This window comes from Roseateles sp. P2_H4 (assembly GCF_056403315.1).
In genome coordinates this window covers 100,816-120,122 of record NZ_JBFUFR010000015.1, presented here as the reverse complement: position 1 = coordinate 120,122, position 19,307 = coordinate 100,816, and the positions used below count along the sequence as shown (strand labels likewise).

At 69.3% G+C, this 19,307-nt stretch carries 13 protein-coding genes; 10 read left to right on the top strand and 3 right to left on the bottom strand.

The features are described from left to right. Positions 1-2 precede the first annotated feature (2 nt). Together AC1DW3_RS13445 and AC1DW3_RS13440 are read right to left on the bottom strand one after the other, a co-directional pair. Positions 3-1,229, bottom strand: a complete 1,227-nt coding sequence (locus AC1DW3_RS13445) for an HD-GYP domain-containing protein (RefSeq protein ID WP_477931820.1) — start codon at positions 1,227-1,229, stop codon at positions 3-5. A 133-nt stretch (positions 1,230-1,362) separates the two neighbouring features. Then, positions 1,363-2,007, bottom strand: a complete 645-nt coding sequence (locus AC1DW3_RS13440; RefSeq protein ID WP_477931819.1) for a c-type cytochrome — start codon at positions 2,005-2,007, stop codon at positions 1,363-1,365. Positions 2,008-2,106: 99 nt separating this feature from the next. Between AC1DW3_RS13440 and AC1DW3_RS13435 the strand changes: the two genes are divergently transcribed. The 5 genes from AC1DW3_RS13435 to AC1DW3_RS13415 all read left to right on the top strand — a co-directional run bounded on the left by AC1DW3_RS13435 (position 2,107) and on the right by AC1DW3_RS13415 (position 7,462). After that, positions 2,107-2,961 (top strand): AAA family ATPase, encoded by an 855-nt coding sequence (locus AC1DW3_RS13435; RefSeq protein ID WP_477931818.1) that lies wholly within the window; start codon positions 2,107-2,109, stop codon positions 2,959-2,961. A gap of 76 nt (positions 2,962-3,037) precedes the next feature. Further along, positions 3,038-3,265 (top strand): hypothetical protein, encoded by a 228-nt coding sequence (locus tag AC1DW3_RS13430; RefSeq protein WP_477931817.1) that lies wholly within the window; start codon positions 3,038-3,040, stop codon positions 3,263-3,265. Continuing rightward, positions 3,262-3,858, top strand: a complete 597-nt coding sequence (locus tag AC1DW3_RS13425) for a GNAT family N-acetyltransferase (RefSeq protein ID WP_477931816.1) — start codon at positions 3,262-3,264, stop codon at positions 3,856-3,858. Before AC1DW3_RS13430 ends, AC1DW3_RS13425 begins: the two co-directional genes overlap by 4 nt. After that, entirely contained in the window at positions 3,855-5,840 is a 1,986-nt protein-coding gene (locus AC1DW3_RS13420; RefSeq protein WP_477931815.1) for a S9 family peptidase, read from the top strand. Before AC1DW3_RS13425 ends, AC1DW3_RS13420 begins: the two co-directional genes overlap by 4 nt. After that, the gene (locus AC1DW3_RS13415; protein WP_477931814.1) at positions 5,837-7,462 is read left to right on the top strand and encodes a M28 family metallopeptidase; all 1,626 of its coding nucleotides are present in this window, start codon (positions 5,837-5,839) and stop codon (positions 7,460-7,462) included. Before AC1DW3_RS13420 ends, AC1DW3_RS13415 begins: the two co-directional genes overlap by 4 nt. On the opposite strand, the gene AC1DW3_RS13410 is transcribed toward AC1DW3_RS13415, so the two are convergent. Further along, positions 7,446-8,732 (bottom strand): sensor domain-containing phosphodiesterase, encoded by a 1,287-nt coding sequence (locus AC1DW3_RS13410; protein WP_477931813.1) that lies wholly within the window; start codon positions 8,730-8,732, stop codon positions 7,446-7,448. The genes AC1DW3_RS13415 and AC1DW3_RS13410 overlap by 17 nt on opposite strands. Positions 8,733-8,918: 186 nt before the next feature. On the opposite strand from AC1DW3_RS13410, the gene AC1DW3_RS13405 reads away from it, so the two are divergent. The 5 genes from AC1DW3_RS13405 to AC1DW3_RS13385 all read left to right on the top strand — a co-directional run bounded on the left by AC1DW3_RS13405 (position 8,919) and on the right by AC1DW3_RS13385 (position 19,056). After that, positions 8,919-10,640 carry a serine/threonine protein kinase gene (locus AC1DW3_RS13405; protein ID WP_477931812.1) on the top strand — a complete coding sequence of 574 codons (1,722 nt, stop codon included), beginning with the start codon at positions 8,919-8,921 and terminating at the stop codon, positions 10,638-10,640. After that, positions 10,637-11,872 carry an OmpA family protein gene (locus AC1DW3_RS13400; protein WP_477931811.1) on the top strand — a complete coding sequence of 412 codons (1,236 nt, stop codon included), beginning with the start codon at positions 10,637-10,639 and terminating at the stop codon, positions 11,870-11,872. The genes AC1DW3_RS13405 and AC1DW3_RS13400 overlap by 4 nt, the downstream gene beginning before the upstream one ends. 295 nt (positions 11,873-12,167) lie before the next feature. Next, a complete protein-coding gene (locus AC1DW3_RS13395; RefSeq protein WP_477931810.1) occupies positions 12,168-13,358 on the top strand; it encodes a vWA domain-containing protein in 1,191 nt (396 codons plus the stop codon). Continuing rightward, the gene (locus AC1DW3_RS13390; RefSeq protein ID WP_477931809.1) at positions 13,355-15,169 is read left to right on the top strand and encodes an autotransporter assembly complex protein TamA; all 1,815 of its coding nucleotides are present in this window, start codon (positions 13,355-13,357) and stop codon (positions 15,167-15,169) included. Before AC1DW3_RS13395 ends, AC1DW3_RS13390 begins: the two co-directional genes overlap by 4 nt. Continuing rightward, a complete protein-coding gene (locus AC1DW3_RS13385) occupies positions 15,166-19,056 on the top strand; it encodes a translocation/assembly module TamB domain-containing protein (RefSeq protein WP_477931808.1) in 3,891 nt (1,296 codons plus the stop codon). The genes AC1DW3_RS13390 and AC1DW3_RS13385 overlap by 4 nt, the downstream gene beginning before the upstream one ends. The last annotated feature ends 251 nt before the right edge of the window (positions 19,057-19,307 follow it).

The following is a 19,307-nucleotide window of genomic DNA, read 5'->3' as shown; positions in this document are numbered from 1 at the left end:
CTTCAGGCGCGCTTGGAGTTCGGGTTCCAGAGCTCGTCGAGGTGGGTGAAATTCCAGTTCTCGGGCGGCTCACGGCCGGCGATGCGGTCCGTGGAAGTGGACAGGTCGATGACCTGCAGCGGAATCGGCATGTTCGACTTGGTCGAGTAGAAGACCTTGACGCGTGGTGCGACGAGCGAAGTGGCGTTCTGCTCGACGACGACGGCCAGCTTGCCAGATTGCAGGCGCACCAGCGTGCCGGTCGGGTAGATGCCGATGCTCTTCACGAAGGCCTGGAAGACGGTCGGGTCGAACTGGCCCTTCCATTGCGACATGCGCTGCAGCGAGCCGGCCGGGTCCCAGGCCGCCTTGTAGGGCCGAGTCGAGGTGATGGCGTCGTAGACATCGCAGACGGCACCCATGCGCGCGAGCAGGCTGATCTGCTCGCCGGCCAGCTTGTGCGGATAGCCGCTGCCATCCATCTTCTCGTGGTGGTGCAGGCAGACGTCCAGGGCCGAGGCAGGTACCTTGGCGCCATCCTTGAGCAGGTCGAAGCCACGTTCCGGATGACCACGCATGACATTGAACTCGGCATCGGTCAGCGCGCCGGGCTTGTTCAGCACCTCCAGCGGCATCTGCATCTTGCCGACGTCGTGCAGCAGGCCGGCGAGGCCCGCCTCGCGCTGCTGGGCTTCGTCCATGCCCAGCTGCCGGCCCAGTGACACCATCAGGCCGCAGACGGCGACCGAGTGCATATAGGTGTAGTTGTCCTTGTCCTTGAGCCGGGCCAGGCTCAGGAAGGCAGACGGGTTGCGCGCCAGCGAAGATGTGACCTCGTCGACGATGGGCAGGCAGTTTTCGGTGTCGATGGCCTTGCCCAGGCGCGCCTCGTTGAACAGGGCCGTGACGGCAACGCGGGCCTTGTGCAGCACCTGGGTGGCACGGTCCAGCTCGGACTCCATGCTGACGCGAGCTTCCGGCACCCTGGTGGCCACGGGCGCCGGCGCCGGGGCCGGCACGGGAGCCACCGTCTCGACGGCAGGCGCCGGGGCGGGCGCAACGGCCAGGTCGTCGCCCTTGCTGTTGTCTATCCATACCGCCGGCACGCCGCTGGCCTGGAGCGCGGCCAGGTCGGCTGCATCCGTCAGCACGAACTTGGTTTTCCAGAATGGATGGGAGAGCCAGGCCCCCTCCATTGCTTGGAGATACATGCCCAGCCTCACCTCGGTGGTGGCGATCTTCTTCAGCATGACAGCGTCGTCTATGTAACGCTGAGTATCACTGCCGGCTTCGGATGCCACTGTGCAGCCCTGCACGCTTTTCAACCCCGGCAAACAAAAAGCCGCCCTCGCGGGGCGGCTTCCGGGTCGAGCGTGAGCCGGATCAGCGGAACTTGCTCTGCGGCACGGTGGCCAGCTCGGTGGGCAGGGTGCTGATGTAGCTGGCGATGGCCTTCAGTTCGGCGTTGCTGAACTGCTTGACCTGGCCGGCCATGACACCGTTGCTGCGGCCGACGCCGGCGTTCTTCTCGGTCTTGTAGGCCTTGAGCGCGACGCTCAGGTAGTCGGCATGCTGGCCGGCCAGCTTGGGATAGGTCGGGTCGATGGGCTTGCTGAAGTTGGCGCCATGGCAGGACACGCAGGCGCCCTTGGTCAGCAGCTCGGCGACATGGGCCGGTGCGGCCGGGATGCTGTCGGCCACGGCTGGCAGCTTGGCCTGCTGCTCGTAGAAGGCGGCCACGTCGTTCATGTCCTGCTCGCTCAGCGAGCCGGCGATGCCGCGCATCGTCGGATGCTTGCGGTCGCCCTTGGCATAGGCCTGCAGGGCCGACACGATGTACTTCGCGTTCTGGCCCGCGATCATCGGCACCTTGTGGATTTCGGGGAAGCTGGCCTGGTAGCCGACGATGCCGTGGCAGCCAATGCACATCGCGACCTTGGTCTCACCGGCCTTCACATCCTGGGCCTGGGCGGCAACGGCGCCAAACGCAGTGGCCAGGGCGAGCGAGATCTGCAGCAGTTTTTTCATGGTCCCAGAGTGTTCGGGTTGGTGTCGTGTTCCGGAGCGGCGGCGATTATAGGAGGCCTCCTATACTGGCCCGAACCTCCCCCTGCCCCGGTTTTCCCCATGAAATTCCAAGGTTCCGACCAGTACGTCGCCACGGCCGACCTGATGCTCGCGGTCAATGCCGCCGCCACGCTGCAGCGGCCCCTGCTGATCAAGGGCGAGCCCGGCACCGGCAAGACCATGCTGGCCGAGGAAGTCGCTGCAGCCTTGGGCATGCCGCTGCTGCAGTGGCATATCAAGAGCACGACCAAGGCCCAGCAGGGCCTTTACGAGTACGACGCCGTCAGCCGGCTGCGCGACAGCCAGCTCGCCGGCATCGAGGGCAGCGAGCGCGTCAAGAACATCGAGAACTACATCGTCAAGGGCGTGCTCTGGCAGGCCTTCGAGGCCGACCAGCCCGTCGTGCTCCTCATCGACGAGATCGACAAGGCCGACATCGAATTCCCGAACGACCTGCTGCGCGAGATCGACCGCATGGAGTTCTATGTCTACGAGACGCGCCAGTTGATCAAGGCCAGGCACCGGCCGCTCGTCTTCATCACCTCCAACAACGAGAAGGAGCTGCCGGACGCCTTCCTGCGCCGCTGCTTCTTCCACTACATCAAGTTCCCCGACGCCGAGACGATGAAGAAGATCGTCGACGTGCACTTCCCGACGCTGAAGAAAGACCTGCTGGCCGCGGCGCTGAAGAACTTCTACGACGTGCGCAACCTGCCCGGCCTGAAGAAGAAGCCCAGCACCTCGGAGCTGATCGACTGGCTCAAGCTGCTGCTGGCCGAGGACGTGCCGGTGGATGCGCTGCAGGCCAAGGACGAGAAGGTCAGCATCCCGCCACTGGTGGGCGCCCTGCTGAAGAACGAGCAGGACCTGACGCTGTTTGAAAAACTCGTCTTCATGCAGCGCAACAACAGATGATGAAGCCCCCACGCGTGCTTACGCCCGCTGCCCCCCGAGGGGACGCTCAGTGGCTCCGGACGGCCGAGCGCCACTGATGGCACAGCCAGACTTCGACCGCGCGATGCGCGAGGGCCTGGCGGACGCCGTCGGCTTCGTGGGCGGCGCCCTCGCCGGCTGGTGGCTGGGCCGGCAGTTCGGCATCGACTTCGTCGCCAGCACCGACTGGAACGCGCAGCAGATGCTGGGCMTCGTGCTCATCGTCGCCGGCTGCGGCGCTGGCCGCTTCCTGGCGCGGCGGCTGATGTTGAAGGACAAGCCTTGAAGCCCGTGCTGCCCACCACCCTCGCCGCAGGCCCCATCCGCCTCGTGCCGCTGACGCTGGACCATGTCGACGGGCTCAAGTCCGCCGCCGCCGACGGTGAGCTGTGGACCCTCAGGTTCACCAGCGTGCCCGCACCCGACGAGACCCAGACCTATATCGAGACCGCCCTGGCCGGCCAGGCCGCCGGCCACCGCCTGCCCTTCGCCGTGCTGGACGCCGCGACCGGCGAGGTGCTGGGCTCGACCAGCTATCACGACATCGTGCCCGCCGTGGAGCGGGTCGAGATCGGCTACACCTGGTATGCCCAACGCGTGCAGCGCAGCGCCGTCAACACGACGGCCAAGCTGCTGCTGCTGACGCATGCCTTCGAGACCCTGGGCGCCCGGCTGGTCGGCTGGCGCACCGACAACTTCAACCATGCCTCGCAGCGCGCCATCGAGCGCCTGGGCGCCAAGCGCGACGGCGTGATCCGCCACCATGCGCTGCGCCGCGACGGCACGGTGCGCGACACCGTCATGTACAGCCTGGCCGCGGGCGAATGGCCCGAGGTCAAGGCCCACCTGAACTGGCAACTCACTCGACAGAGAACATGAAGAACAAATCCAGGGCCTTCGACGTTGATGCACTTTGGGCCCTGGATCGCATCGGCGAACCCAGCCTCAGCCCGGACGGCGCCCAGGCGGCTGCCAGCGTCACGCGCCACTCGATGGAGGCCAACCGCGCGCAGAGCAGTGTCTGGCTGTTCTCGACGCTGGGCGGCGAGCCGCGCCGGCTGACCGAGGCGGGCGAGAAGGACGGCAACCCGCAGTGGAGCCCGCGTGGCGACCTGATCGCCTTCACGGCCAAGCGTGAGCAGGCCGGGCAGCGCGATGAGGAAGCCCAGCTCTATGTGATCCCGCCGGATGGCGGCGAGGCGCGGCGGGTCGGCCATGTGCCCACCGGCATCGAGTCCTTCAAGTGGTTCCCCGATGGTCGGCGCATCGCCTTCGTCTCCTGGGTCTGGCCCGATCTCAAGGCCGCCGCTCAGGGCCAGAGGCTGCGTGATTTCAAGAGCCGCAAGGAAAGCGCCTACGTCACCGACGAGGCCTTCTACCGCTTCTGGGACCATCACCTGCCGATGGGCCGCGTACCGCATCTGCATGTGATGGACGTCGAGACCGGCCGCGCACGCGACCTGTTCGAGGGCACGGCCTGGGAGCTGAGCCGCGCCGAGCCGGATGTGAACTGCTTCGATGTCGCGCCGGATGGTCGGCGCATCGCCTTCGCCTTCGACCCCGCCGCCGAGAAGAAGCTGGATGGCCGCTTTGCGCTCGCCGAAATTGATGTGCGCACGCGCCAGGGCCTGACCCTGCTGCAGGACGGCGACTGGGATTTCGCCGCGCCGCGCTACAGCCATGGCGGTGCCCACCTCGCCTTTCTCGCCAGCCACCAGGCCCTGGGACACAACCGCCCGAATCAGCTGGCCGTGCTGGACCAGCAGGGCCAGTGGGCCGTTTTCAGCGAGGACTGGGACCATGAGGTCAGCGCGCCGCTGCGTTGGGCCGCGGACGACCAGGCCGTGTTCTTCGCCGCCGAGGAGCGCGGCCGCCGCCATCTGTGGGAGTTCGCGCTGGGCGACCGGCAGGCCGAACCCGTCTTCGAAGGCGGCCATGTCGGCAGCTTTGCGCTCTCGGCCGACTTCCTCGTCATCAACCACGACGGCATGGCGTTCCCGCCCCGGTTGTCGGTGCTGGGCGACGACGGCCTGCGCCGCATCGAGGCGCTGAACGACGAGCGCCTCGCGGTCCACAGCTTCGGCCGCTTTGAAGAGGTCACGATCAAGGGCGCCCGCGGCGACGACGTGCAGATGTGGCTGACCTACCCGCCCGGCTTCGACCCGAAGAAGAAGTGGCCGGTCATGCACGTCATCCACGGCGGGCCGCACACCGCCTTCGGCGACAGCTGGCACTGGCGCTGGAACCACCAGGTGTTTGCCAACCAGGGCTATGTCGTTGCCTGCGTGAACTACCACGGCTCGTCCAGCTTCGGCTTGGAGTTCCTCGACAGCATCACCGGTCACTGGGGCGAGTACGAGCTGCAGGATGTGGAAGCCGGCACCGACTGGCTGCTGAAGAAGTCCTGGGTCGACAGGAAGCGCATCGTCGCCGCCGGTGGCAGCTATGGCGGCTATATGGTCGCGTGGATGAACGGCCATGTGAAGGCCGGCCGCTACCAGGCCTATGTCTGCCACGCCGGCTGCTACGACTGGCAGGCCATGTATGCCGACGACGCCTACAGCTGGCACCGCAAGGAGCTGGGCGCGGCCTACTGGGACGACCCAGCCCGCGTTGCGGCGCAGAGCCCGCACACGTTCGCGAAGCACTTCAAGACACCCACCCTCGTCATCCATGGCGCCATGGACTACCGCGTGCCGGACGCCCAAGGCCTGGCCTACTACAACACGCTGAAGACGCTGGGCGTGCCTGCCCGCCTGGTCTGGTTCCCGGACGAGAACCACTGGGTGCTGAAGCCGCGCAACAGCCGGCTCTGGTACGGCGAGTTCTTCGCCTGGCTGGACAAGCACCTGGCCCGATGAGGCGGCGTCGCCTGCTGGATGCCACCGTCGCCGCGCTGGCCGCAGCCACCCTGCCTGCCGCGGCGCGCAGCCCGGCGCCGCAGGCCGAGTTGCGCCGCCTGCAGGCGCACTTGCGCTTCCTGGCCGACCCGCTGCTGGAAGGCCGCGAGGCTGGCACGCGTGGCTTCGACATCGCCGCCAACTACGTGGCGGCCCAGTTCGCTCAATTCGGCCTCCGGCCCTGTGGCGATGCCGGCGGTTATGCCCAGGCCGTGCCGCTCAAGACCGCGCGTCTGGACCTCGACAGGCCGCCGACGCTGGAGCTCTGCCGCGGCGAGGCTTGCGAGCGCCTCACCTGGCTCGACGACTTCCTGACCGGGCCCGACCTGGCCCAGGCCCATGCCGAACTCAGCGCGCCGCTGGTCTTCGTCGGCTATGGCATCACGGCGCCGCGCTTCGGCCTGGACGACTACGCCGGCCTGGACGTGAAAGGCAAGATCGTCGTGACGCTGGCCGGCCGCCCACCGCGGCTGCCGACCGAGGAAGGCGCCCACTTCAGCAGCGGCCGCACCAAGGCCGAAATGGCCGTGCGGCAAGGCGCCATCGGCGTGATCCGGCTGGCCACGCCGCGCAGCGAGATCGCCGCGCCCTTCCACGGCGGGCGCCGCTATGTCGACGGCCTCGACATGGATTGGCAGACGCCCGATGGCCGCGGCGGCAGCGAGGTTCCCGGCCTGCAGGGTCGCGCCAACCTCAGCCTGCAGGCGGCGCCACGCCTGCTGGCCGGCATGACGCAGGACTACGCCCAACTCGTCGCCGACGCCGAGGCCGGCCGCCCCCTGCCGCGCGGCGACCTGGGCCTGAGCGCCCGCCTCGTGCGCGACAGCCTGCACGGCCAGGCGCGCAGCCACAACATCGTCGGCTGCATCGAAGGCAGCCATCCGCGGCTGAAGCACGAACACCTCCTGCTGACCGCCCACCTCGACCATCTGGGCTACAAGGGTGACATCGTCTACCCCGGCGCCATGGACAACGCCATGGGCGTGGCCACGCTGCTGGAGACGGCGCGCCTGCTGGCTCAGGCGCGTCCGCAGCGCTCCATCCTCGTCGCCGCGCTGACGGGCGAGGAAAAGGGCGAACTCGGCTCGGCCTACCTCGCCAGCCACCCACCGGTGCCGGTGGCATCACTGGTGGCGGCCGTCAACATCGACATGCCCATCCTGCTGCACGACTTCAAGGAGGTGGTCGCCCTGGGCGCCGAGCATTCGACGCTGGGCGCCGCAGTCGAGCGCGTGGCACGCCGCCTCGGGCTGCAGACGGTGCCCGACCCCATGCCCGAGCAGGCCCGCTTCACGCGCTCCGACCAGTACAGCTTCGTGCGCCAGGGCATCCCGGCCGTCATCCTCGGCCCCGGCGGTGCTTCCTTCGACGCCAGGGAGGACGGCGACGCCTTGATGCGCGACTTCCGCCGCCAGCGCTATCACCAGCCCGGCGACGACCTCAGCCAGCCCTTCCACTGGCGCGCCGTGCAGCGCTTCGCCCAGCTGCAATGGGAATTCGCGACGGAGATCTCGCAGCAAGCGCAGCGGCCACGCTGGCTGCCGGGCAGTTTCTTCGGCGAACTCTTCAGCCCGGGTCGCTGAGCCAGTCGATGTCGGTGCACAGCACCTGCAGGCCATTCGGCCCGCGGGACGCGACCGACAGCGTCACGCACATCTGCGCGCCATGCAGGCTCAAGTACGGCCGCGTCATCTGCACGACACCCGGCTCGTCCAGCGCACGGCGGAAGTAGGGCCGCCTGGCCCAGCGCGCCTCGCCGGCCCGGCCCAGCGGCTCGAAGCGCGGGTCCAGCGACGTGTGGCGCACGCCCGGCGGCAGCAGCGGCTCGGCCAGGTGGCGGCCCTGCTCGTCCAGCAGGAAGCAGACCTGCACGCCCGGCAGGCCCAGCAGTTCGGCGCAGGCCTCGGGCATGCTCAAGGCCTGCAAGCGCGCCTGGGCCCGCTTGAGGGCCTCGCGGTAGGGCGCGATATGGCCGGCATGGGCGCGACGCGTGGTCGCGTGGCGCTCGTCCAGCAAGGTCCAGATCTGCTCGATCTCCTCCGACACACCCTCGGGGCCCAGCATGCCCGGCACCGGCCGGCCGAAGACGAAGCCCTGCACCATGTCGACGTCCACATCGAGGGCCAGCATGGCCTCGTCGCGCGTCTCCACGCCCTCCAGCAGCACCAGCGAGCCGCACTCGTGCAGCAGCGACACCATCTGCGCCAGCACGCGCGCGATGCGCGGCGACCCGCTGGCGCGCCTCAGCAGGCTGCGGTCCAGCTTCACGATCTCGGGGTGGATATGCCAGATGCGGTCGAAATTGGAATGACCCGCGCCAAAGTCGTCCAGCGCCAGCAGGCAACCGGTCTCGCGCACATTCGCGACGGCGCGCTCGAAATCGGCCTCCTGGGCCATCACGTCTTCGGTCACCTCCAGCACGACGCGGTGCATGGGCAGGCCCAGGGCCTGCATGGTGCGCACCGACGACTCCAGCGCCTGCATCTGCTGGGCGCCATGCACGAAGACGGCCGGATGGATGTTCAGGAACAGCCAGCCTTCGTCGCCGGCCTGGTGGACGAAGTTGTGGACATGCAGCAGGCGGCACAGGCGGTCGGCAGCCCATTGCTGCTCGAAGCTGCGCAACTGCTCGAAGAACTTCAGCGGCGACACCGGCTGGCCGTCCGCATCGGCCACGCGCAGCAAGGCCTCATAGCCCACCGCGCGGCGGTGCGGGAAGCTGAACACGGGCTGGAAATGGCTGTCCAGCAGCCAGTCGCCCTGGCGCGCCCGCCAGCGTCCGTTTTCCATCTCCAACGACTCGATGAGTCGCAGCAGCATGGCGTCGGCACCGGGCGGCGCGACGGCTTTCAAGGGCGGTCCTGCAAGAGCGACATGCGGGCCATACTAGCTTCGGCCCCCGCAAAGGCGCGGGAATATCGCACTGCATAATCGTTTTCGCCCCCCGCAGCCCCCCAGCCGAGCGCCCATGCTGATCCAGTTCCAATCCATGCTGTGCGCCGCCACGCGTTGCGCACCGAGCCCAGGTCGGACGCAGCAATGAGCGAAACGGCTGCGGATCCACCCAAGCGGAACGCCCCCGAAGACCCGGTAGAGCCCACCATCGCGCTGGCGGCTCCGTTGACGCCGGGGCACACCATCCCGCCCGGCACGCGCATCCACGACTACCGCATCGACCGGGTGCTGGGAGAAGGCGGTTTCGGCATCGTCTACCTGGCCACCGACGTGGCCCTGGAACGGCAGGTCGCCATCAAGGAATACCTGCCCTCCTCGATGGCGGCGCGCGCCGGCCAGTCGCTGACGGTGCTGGTCAAGTCACCCGTTCACGAAGAGACCTTTGCGATCGGGCTGCGGAGCTTCGTCAACGAGGCCAAGTTGCTGGCCCGCTTCGACCACCCCGCGCTGCTCAAGGTGCATCAGTTCTGGGAGCAGAACGGCACCGCCTACATGGCCATGCCCTACTACCAGGGGCAGACGCTGAAGGAGGCGCTGGCCAAGCTTGGCCGGCCGTCGACCGAGGCCGAGGTGCGCGCCTGGCTGATGCCGCTGCTGGATGCGCTGGAGGTGCTGCACAACGAGCACTGCTACCACCGCGACATCGCGCCGGACAACATCCTGCTCACCGACCATGGGCCGCTGCTGCTGGACTTCGGCGCCGCGCGCCGCGTCATCGGCGATCTCACGCACGCGCTGACGGCCATGCTCAAGCCGGGCTTCGCCCCCATCGAGCAATACGGCGACATGCCCGGTGTCACCCAGGGCCCCTGGACCGACATCTTCGCGCTGGCCAGCGTGCTCTACGCGGCCATCAGTGGCCGCCGCACGGTGGCCTCCGTCGAGCGCCTGCTCAACGACCAGCTGAAACCACTGGCGACGGTGGCCGCCGGGCGCTGCGGCAACGCCTTCCTCGCGGCCATCGACGTCGCGCTGGCCATCCACCCCAAGGATCGCCCGCAATCCATTGCCGAGTTCCGGGCCCTGCTCACCGCCGACGACACGCAGACCATCGACCTGCTCGAATTCGGCCTGCCGTCGGGCACCCAGACGCTGCTGATGCCGGACTTCGATCCGTCCCAGCCGACGACGGGCAGCCCCCAGCTCGCGCCGCGCGAGCCGGCACCGCCCAAGACGCAGCCGCAGCCGAAAACCCAGCCGCAGCGCACCGCCCCCGCTCCCTTGGTCCCGACGGCGGTGCAGGCCACGGTCCCGGTGCTGCCCGCTCCGCCGCCTCACACGGCACCTGCCGCGGCGCCTGTGCAAGCGCCCGCGCCAACAGCTGCAGAACTGCCTGCGCAACTGCCTGAGCAGGCGCCTGCGCCGCCCAAGTCGCGCCGCACGCTGGTGTTGGGCCTGGGCGGTTTGGGCGGCCTGGCCGCATTGGCCTGGGGCGGTTATCGCCTGCTCTCTGCGCCGACCCCCTCACCGCTGCCGCCAGCCCCCTTGCCGGCCCCCGCAGCGGGGCCGGCCGCCTCCAGCCCTCAGCCAGCCGCAGCGGCCGCCAGCGTGCCGGTGCAGCCCGCTTCCACGCCCGCGTCCATGCCGGCCGCTGAACCGGCATCTGCGCCAGCACCCGTGCCGGCACCAGCACCAGCACCCGCAGCCTCGGCCCCGGCCGTACTCAAGCCGCGCCCTGCCGTGCCAGCCCCTGCCCCCGCGCAGGCCAGCACGAAAGGCGCGAGATGCAGTGATATTCTGCAAAAGGCCTCGCTGGAACCGCTGACTGCGAGCGAGGCCGCTTACCTGAAGAAGGAATGTCGATGAGTAGCGCTGGCCACACGAATCGCATCAATTTTTCAGTGCAGCTGGCGCGTGCCGCCATGCTGGGCTGCATGGCATTGCTCGCAGGCTGCCTGGAGACGGCGCCCAAGCAGCCCACCGTCTCGACCAACGAGCTGTCCTTCAGCGAGGCCATCGTCGTGGCGACCGACGGCCTGGTGGGCCAGACCCAGAAGCTGCCCGCCTTCCTGGCGAAGATGGAGTCCAAGATCGTCAGGAAGAACGTCGTCGTCGACCCGATGATCGACGCGACCAGCGGCCAGCAGACCCAGACCACGCAACTGCTCGAGCGCCGCATCGGCGACCGCCTCGCGGCGCGCAAGGAGGGCGGCTTCGATCTGCTGCCCTTCAAGACCGAGAACCTGTCCAGGGTCCAGTACCTGCTGACCGGCACGCTGACGCGACTGTTGGGCGTCCCGGGCAAGAAGTCCTTGCAGATCAACCTGGCCCTGGTGGAAATCAAGACGGGCCAGGTGGTGGCCCAGGCCTCGGCGCTGGCGCGCGACGACGGTCTCAACCACACGCCGCTGGCGATCTACCAGGACAGCCCGGTGCTGGTGAAGGACAAGGTGGTGGACGGCTACATCAGCACGGCGTTGACGGCACCGGGCAGCTCGGCCAACAGCCTCTACCTTGAACGCGTCGCGGTGGCCAGCGTCATCAACGAGGCCGGCACCCTCTACAACTCCGAGCGCTACCAGGAATCGCTGGCCAAATACCAGGAGGCCCGCACCCAGGCCGGCGGCGAACAGCTGCGCACCCTCAACGGCATCTACCTCAACAACGTCAAGCTCGGGCGCACTGCCGAGGCCGAGTGGGCCTTTGGCCAGATCGTGGCCTATGGGCTGCGTGCCAACAAGCTGGACGTGAAATTCCTCTTCAACCCCGGCAGCACGGAGTTCTGGTCCGACCCCAAGGTCAGCGGCGCCTATCCGATGTGGATCAGGCAGATCGCCAAGGAGGGCTCCGGTGCCCGGGTCTGCATGGTCATCGTCGGCCACACCAGCCACACCGGCTCGGAGCAGACCAACGACGCGCTGTCGCTGCAACGCGCCACCTTCATCCAGCAGCGGCTGGCGGCGGAGGCTTCGACGCTGAGCCAGCGCGTCAAGGCCAGCGGCATGGGCTGGCGCGAGAACCTGGTGGGCAGTGGCAGCGACAACGCGGTGGACGCCCTGGACCGGCGCGTCGAGTTCCGCGTCGAGCCCTGTAACTAGGTGCCCCTCGTCCAGCCGCACTCCGCTGAACGCGGTGCGTCTGACCGGTCTTGCAGACCGCGCAGTGGGCCGGCCCACTGCTCTTCGGCAGGCACGGCGAGTCCACAGGAGTCACCGTGTCCGGCCTCAGCCCCCGAGGGGACGGCGATGCTCGCGGCATTGAGCCGCAAGCACATCGCCAGCGCGGGCCGGCTAGGGAGCGGCCCGGCGCTCGGCCCGAAAGACGGCATCCCTAACTCCGGCGAGACTCGCGCTGCATAATCGTTTTCGACCTGCAGTCCCCGAGTCCGCACCGATGCTGATCCAGTTCTTCTACACGCTGCGTGCCGCCAAGCTCAAGGTGACGGTGCCCGAGTACCTGACGCTGCTGGAAGCCCTGCAGGCCGGCGTCATCGGCGGCCCCGACAACGGCGGCACGGCCAGCATCGACGACTTCTACCACCTGGCCCGCACCAGCCTCGTCAAGGACGAGACCCAGTACGACAAGTTCGACCGCGTCTTCTCTGCCTACTTCAAGGGCGTGGAGATGCTGACCGACTTCACCGCCGAGGTGCCGCTCGAGTGGCTGCGCAAACAGCTGGAGATCGAGCTCTCGCCCGAGCAGAAGGCCGCCATCGAGAAGATGGGCTGGAACGAGCTGATGGAGACGCTGAAGAAGCGTTTCGAGGAGCAGAAGGAGCGCCACGAGGGCGGCAACCGCTGGATAGGCACCGGCGGCACCAGCCCCTTCGGCAACTCGGGCTACAACCCGCAGGGCATCCGCATCGGCGGCGCCGGCGGCAACAAGAGCGCGGTGAAGGTGTGGGAGCAGCGCGCCTACCGCGACTACGACGACACGCTGGAGCTGGGCACGCGCAACATCAAGGTGGCCCTGCGCCGGCTGCGCCGCTTTGCGCGCGAGGGCTCGGAGCTGGAGCTGGACCTGGACGGCACTATCCACGGCACCGCCGCCAACGCCGGCATGCTGGACATCCGCATGCAGCCCGAGCGCCACAACAAGGTCAAGGTGCTGCTGCTGATGGACGTGGGCGGCACGATGGACGAGCACGTCAGCCGCGTCGAGGAGCTGTTCAGCGCCGCCAAGACCGAGTTCAAGCACCTCGAGTTCTATTACTTCCACAACTGCGTCTACGACTTCGTCTGGAAGAACAACCGGCGCCGCTTCGCCGAGAAGCTCAACACCTTCGACCTGATCCGCAAGTACAACCGCGACTACAAGCTCATCTTCGTCGGCGACGCGACCATGAGCCCCTACGAGATCCTGCAGGCCGGCGGCAGCGTCGAATACAACAACGACGAGCCCGGCGCCGAGTGGATACAGCGGCTCACCCACGCCTTCCCCAAGTACGCGTGGATCAACCCCGAGCCGCAAGGCGTCTGGCAGTACCGGCAGAGCATCGCGCTGATCCAGCAGCTGATGCAGCAGCGCATGTTCCCGCTGACCCTTTCCGGACTCGAAGGCGCGATGCGGCTGCTCAGTAAATGACGCGTCTCCTCGCGTTGCTGCTCGTGGTGGTACTGAGCGGCTGTGCGACACCCGCTCCACCGCAGCCCCCCGCACCCAAGGCCCCGGACATCCCGGCCGACGCGCCCGCCGTCTACAGCCTGGACATCCGCATCGACGGCGACAGCCGCGACGCCGCAGCGCTGCGCACGCTGCTGGCCCAGAACCTGGACATCGCCCGCTACCGCGCCAGCGAGGCGGCGCTGAGCAAGGTCGAGCTGGCCCGCCTGGCCGCGGCAGCGCCGGCCCAGGCCGAGGGCCTGCTGGAGACCGAAGGCTATTTCAACGCCAAGGCCGCCGTGGACCGTGACCCTGCGGACGAGACGCGGCTGCTGCTCGCCGTCAAACCGGGTCCGCTGACGCGGGTCGGCAAGCTGGACATCGAGTTCACGGAAGGCCTCGCCGATGAAGGCGCCCAGCCCTTGCGCGACGCGCTGCGCGGCGCGTGGCCACTGAAGAAGGGGGCCGCCTTCACGCAGGCCCAATGGGCCTCGGGCAAGAGCGACCTGCTGCTGCGCGCCCGCAATGGCGGCTACCCGCTGGCGCGCTGGGCCGAGACGGGGGCGCGCGTCGATCCCGAGGACCAGAGCGCCGAACTCCATCTCGTGCTGGCCAGCGGCAACCGCGCCCGGCTTGGCGCGCTGCGCATCGAAGGCCTCAAGCGCCAGGACCGCGACGCCATCGAGCGACTCGCCGGCTTTGACAAGGGCGACGGCTATACGGAGCAGAAGCTGGCCGAGTTCCAGGAGCGCCTGGCCAAGACCCAGCTCTTCGACGCCGTGCGCGTGCAGCTGCTGCCCGAGGCGCCGGACGCCGATGGCACCCTGCCCGTGCAGGTCACCGTCACCGAGTCGGCCCTGCAGCAGGCCACGGTCGCCGTCGGCTATCACAGCAACACGGGACAGAGCATCAGTGTGGAGCACCTGCACCGCCGGCCCTTCGACCTGCCGGTGCGAGCCCGCACCAAGCTGCAGCTCAGCCGCGACCTGCGCGGCGCCGAGCTTGAGCTCAGCTCCCACCCCCAGCCCGACCTGAAGCGCAATCTCGCCTCGYTGCAGTTCGAACAGGACCGCACCGGCGACACCATCGCCACCAACCTCGGCGTGCGCCTGGGCCGGCTCTATGAATCGACGAAGGACGAGCGCCTCAGCTATGTCGAGCTGCTGCGGGCGCGCGAGACCGCCGGCAGCGAGGTCAACACCAACCTGGCCGTCTCCATCAACCAGCAATGGATACGCCGCCGCCTGGACAGCACCCTGCTGCCCACCGACGGCCATCAGGCCCTGGCCCTGGTCGGCTTTGGCTACGCCAAGGGCGGCGGCAGCGATGACAGCGGGCCTTTCGGCCGCATGCAGTTCAAGCTGGGCGTCTACAAGCCCTTCGGCGGCTGGTTCGCATCGGCGCGTGCCGAGGTGGCCCAGGTGGTCTCGAAAGAGCAGGTCGGCGTACCCGAGAAGCTGCTCTTCCTGGCCGGCGGCGACGAGTCGGTGCGAGGTTATGCCTATCGCAGCCTGGGCCCGGAGAAGAACGGCCTGACCGTCGGCGGCCGCGTGCTGGCCACCGGCAGTCTGGAGATTGCGCACCCCATCATGCCCAGCTTCCCCGCCCTGTGGGGCGCGGTGTTCGTCGACGCCGGCAATGCCGCCCGGCGCTGGCAGGACTACCGCGCCGTCGTCGGCTACGGCGCCGGCGTGCGCTGGCGCAGCCCGGTCGGCCCGCTGCGCGTTGACGTGGCGCGCGCGCAGGAGACGGGCAAGTGGCGGCTGCACTTCAGCGTCGGGATCACGCTGTGAGAAGGTCGCTTCGCATCCTGCGCGCCGGTCTGATCGCGCTGACGCTGGTGCTGGTGCTGATCGTCGGCTTCGTCGCCTGGCTGCTGCAACGCCCATCTGGTGGTGCCTGGCTGATGGCCCATCTGCCAGGCGTGCAGATCGAGGCGCCCGAGGGTTCGCTGATGGGCGAGTTCAGCGCCCGCCGCCTCGTCATCAGCTGGGCCGGCGGCTCGGCCGAGTTGCGCGGCCTGCGCTGGAAGGGGCTGGGTGTCAGCCCCGGCGCCGGCCTGCTGCTGGCGCGCGAGCTGGCCGTGGACGAGGTCGTCATTCGCAGCCAGGCCAGCGACAAGCCCCTCGTCCTTCCGCCGGACCTCACACTGCCGCTCGGTGTGCAGATCGCCAGCCTGCGCATCGCCAAGCTGAGCTGGGCGCCCGATCAGGCGCCGTTGCTCGGCCTGGACGCCCAGCTGGACCTGCCCCGCCGCGGCACCCATCGCATCGAGCTCAAGGCTGCGCGCTGGCAACACCTGACGCTGGCCGGCAAGGCCCGCATCGAGAGCGCCGCGCCGCTGCAGACCGACGCGACGCTGCGCGTGCAGCAGACCGAGGCCACCGACCTGCCGTGGTCGGCCATCGCGGCGGTGACCGGGCCGCTCGCCAAGCTCAAGGCCAAGGCCGAACTGGAAGCTGCGCAGCAAACGCTGAAGGCCGATGGCGAGATCCAGCCCTTCGCGCCCTGGCCCGTCAACGCGCTGCAACTGAAGGCCGACAAGCTCGACCTGGCCGCGCTGATGCCGGGCCTGCCGCGCACGGCGCTCAGCGGCGAGGCCCAGCTGAAAGCACCCGCCCGCGATGCCGAGGCCACGCTGCAGGCCGATTTGCGCAACGGCGCCGCTGGCCGCTGGGACCAGGGCGCACTGCCCGTCAATCGCCTTGTCATTGCACTGGCCGGCCGCCCCGACCAGCCCGCCAGCCTGCGCCTGACCGCCCTGGACGCTGAGCTGCCCGGCGGTGGTCGCGTGCAGGGCAAGGGCCTGCGCGAGGCCGACGGCCGCTGGCAGCTCGACGCCCGCGTGCAAGGCCTGCGCCCCGAGGCGCTGGACGCCCGCGCCACGCCGGCGCGCCTGGACGGCCCGCTCACCCTCGCCGGCAGCAAGGCCGGCCCTTTGAATGCCAAGCTCGACCTCAGCGGCACGATCGAGAACCGCCCGCTGCGCCTGAAAGCCCAACTGCAGGGCCAGGGCACGAAGTGGCAGATCGAAGACGCCCGCCTGGCCAGCGGTGACGCCACGCTGCAGGCCAGCGGCCGCGTCGATACCGCCGGCGCCGCCCAACTGAAAGCCCAGCTGCGCCAGTTCGATCCGCACCTGCTGTGGCGCGGCGCGCCCGGTTCGGCCTGGGCCCGCCTCCCCGGCCCGACGCGGCTCAATGCCGAGGCCGACGTGGACGTGCGTGGCAAGACCCTGGCCACCCTCAGCGGCAACGCCTATGTGCGCCTGCTGCCCGGCCAGTTCGCCGGCCTGCCGCTCGAGGGCCGCATCAAGCTGCAGCGCGAGCGCGCGGCCGACGCGGCGGCCTTCGACATCGACGGGCGCCTGGGCAACAACCGCGTGCAGACCAGCGGCCAGGCCCGGCCCGAGGCCGTCACCGGCACAGCGACGCTCAGGGCCGGCGCGCTGGCCGAACTCAACCCGCTGCTGGCGCTGTTCGACCAGCAGCCCATCGCCGGCCAGGGCGAGGGCGAAGGCAGCTACCAGCTCGTGCGCGGCGCCAAGGGTTGGCAGGCCGGTGGCAGCGGCCGCCTGTCCCTGGCCTCGGCCAAGGCCCTGGGCACCAGCATCGCCAATGTGAAGGCACGCTGGGAACTGCCCCTGCCCGGCGCCGACGGCGACGGTCCTGTCGCGCTGAACCTCGACATCAGCCAGCTGCGCGACCCGCTGGCCCAGCTCGCCAGCGCCAAGGTCGACCTGAAGGGCCGGCGCAGCGCGCATGAGGTCAAGGCCCAGGTCAGCGGCAAGATCACCCGTGAATCGCAAGACCTGGCCCTGAACGCCCAGCTCGAGGCCCGTGGCCGCTGGGACGGCCAGGCCTGGACCGGCCGCGTCGCGCGCCTGGACATCGGGCCACTGCGTCCCAACACGCCACCGCTGCTGGCGGCCAAGGACATTGGCCTGCGCTGGGCCAGCGATGGCCCGGTTCTCTCGGCCGACCCCGGCCGGGCCGAGGTCGGCGGCGCCTTCGTGCGCTGGCAGGCGCTGAGCTGGCGCGGCGGTGACCGCCCCGAAGCCCGCGCCGAGCTGCAGCTGGAAGACCTGGCCGCCGCTCCCTTGATGGCGCGCTGGCAGCCCGACTTCGGCTGGGGCGGCGACCTGCGCGTGACCGGCCATGCCTCGCTGCTGCTGAACGAGCGCCTCACCGCCGAGCTGCTCATCGAACGCCAGAGCGGCGACCTGCGTGTGACCGACGAATTCGGCCAGCGGGCCCTGGGCCTGACCGACCTGCGCCTGGCCCTCAATGTGCGCGACGGCGTCTGGCAGTTCGCCCAGGGCGTGGCGGGCAGCGAACTGGGCAGCTTCGGCGGCGCGCTGACGCTGCGGCCGGCGAAGCTGTGGCCCGATGCGCAGACGCCCGTGGAAGGCGTGCTGCAGGCCAATGTCGCGCAGCTAGGCACCTGGGGCAGCTGGGTGCCCGCGGGTTGGCGGCTGGGGGGCCGCGCGGCCGCCACCGTGCAGCTGAGCGGCCGCCTGGGCGCGCCCGACCTGACCGGCCGCGCCGAGGGCGAGAACCTCGCCTTGCGCCATCTGCTCTACGGCGTGGACGTGACCGAGGGCCGCTTCACACTGGACTTGAAGGGCCAGCATGCCGAGCTGTCCAGGCTGGAGGCACGCGGCGGCGATGGCTGGCTGCGCGCCAGCGGAACGGCCGAACTGGGCGCCGACCCCAAGGCCCACATCCAGATGACGGCCGACAAATTGCGCGTGCTGTCGCGCGTGGACCGCCGCCTCGTCGCCAGCGGCCAGGCCTCGCTGGACCTGGACGCCAAGGGGCTCAAGCTCGACGGCAAGCTGCGCGCCGACGAAGGCCTGTTCGACTTAAGCCGCGGCGATGCGCCCGCACTGGCCGACGACGTCACCGTGTTGCGCGGCCCGCGGCCCGAGAAGGACGGCGCGCCCACAGCGCCACCCGCGCCCAAGGCGGCGCGCGCCAGCAGCGTCAACGTGGCGCTGGACTTCGGCCGCGACTTCAAGGTGCGCGGCCGCGGCCTGGCGACGACGCTGCGCGGCCAGTTGCAGGTCAGCCAGAACAACGGCCCGCTGCGCGTGACGGGCAAGCTCGACGCCGACGGTGGCCAGTACGCCGCCTATGGCCAGAAGCTGGACATCGAGCGCGGCGACATCAGCTTCACCGGCGCCTACGACAACCCTTCGCTGGACCTCCTCGCGGTGCGCCCCAACCTCGATGTGCGCGTGGGCGTCTACGTCGGTGGCACGGCGCTGGCGCCACGCGTGAGCCTGTACTCCTCGCCCGAGATGAGCGACACCGACAAGCTCTCCTGGCTGCTGCTGGGTCGCGGCCCCGACGGGCTCGGCCGCACCGACACGGCCTTGCTGCAGCGCGCCGCACTGGCCCTGCTCAGCGGCGAGGGCGAAGGCCCGACGGGCAAGGTGCTGCGCAACCTCGGCCTGGACGAACTCTCGCTGTCGCAGAGCGACGACGACACCAAGGCCACCATCGTGCGCCTGGGCAAGCAGATCTCGCGGCGTTGGTATGTCGGCTATGAGCGCGGCCTGAACGCGACGACAGGGTCGTGGCAGCTGATCTATCGCATCGCCCAACGCTTCACGCTGCGCGCACAGGGCGGAGACGACAACGCGCTGGACCTCATCTGGCAATGGAAGTGGGATTGACTGGGTGCCCCTCGCCCAGTCCACCCTGCTGAACGCAGGCGGCCCAGTCGGTCCCCCGAGGGGACGGCAATGCCTGCGGCGTTGAGCCATAAGCACATCGCCTGACGCGGGCCGGCTTGGGAGCGGCCCGGCGCTCGGCCCGCAATGATTCGACGGCCAGCGGCGTCCTACAAAGCGACGCGTTGCGTCTCCCATCCGCCATCCCGGCCTGCCTACACATTTCGAATCTCATCGAGACCAAAGTTGTCTCA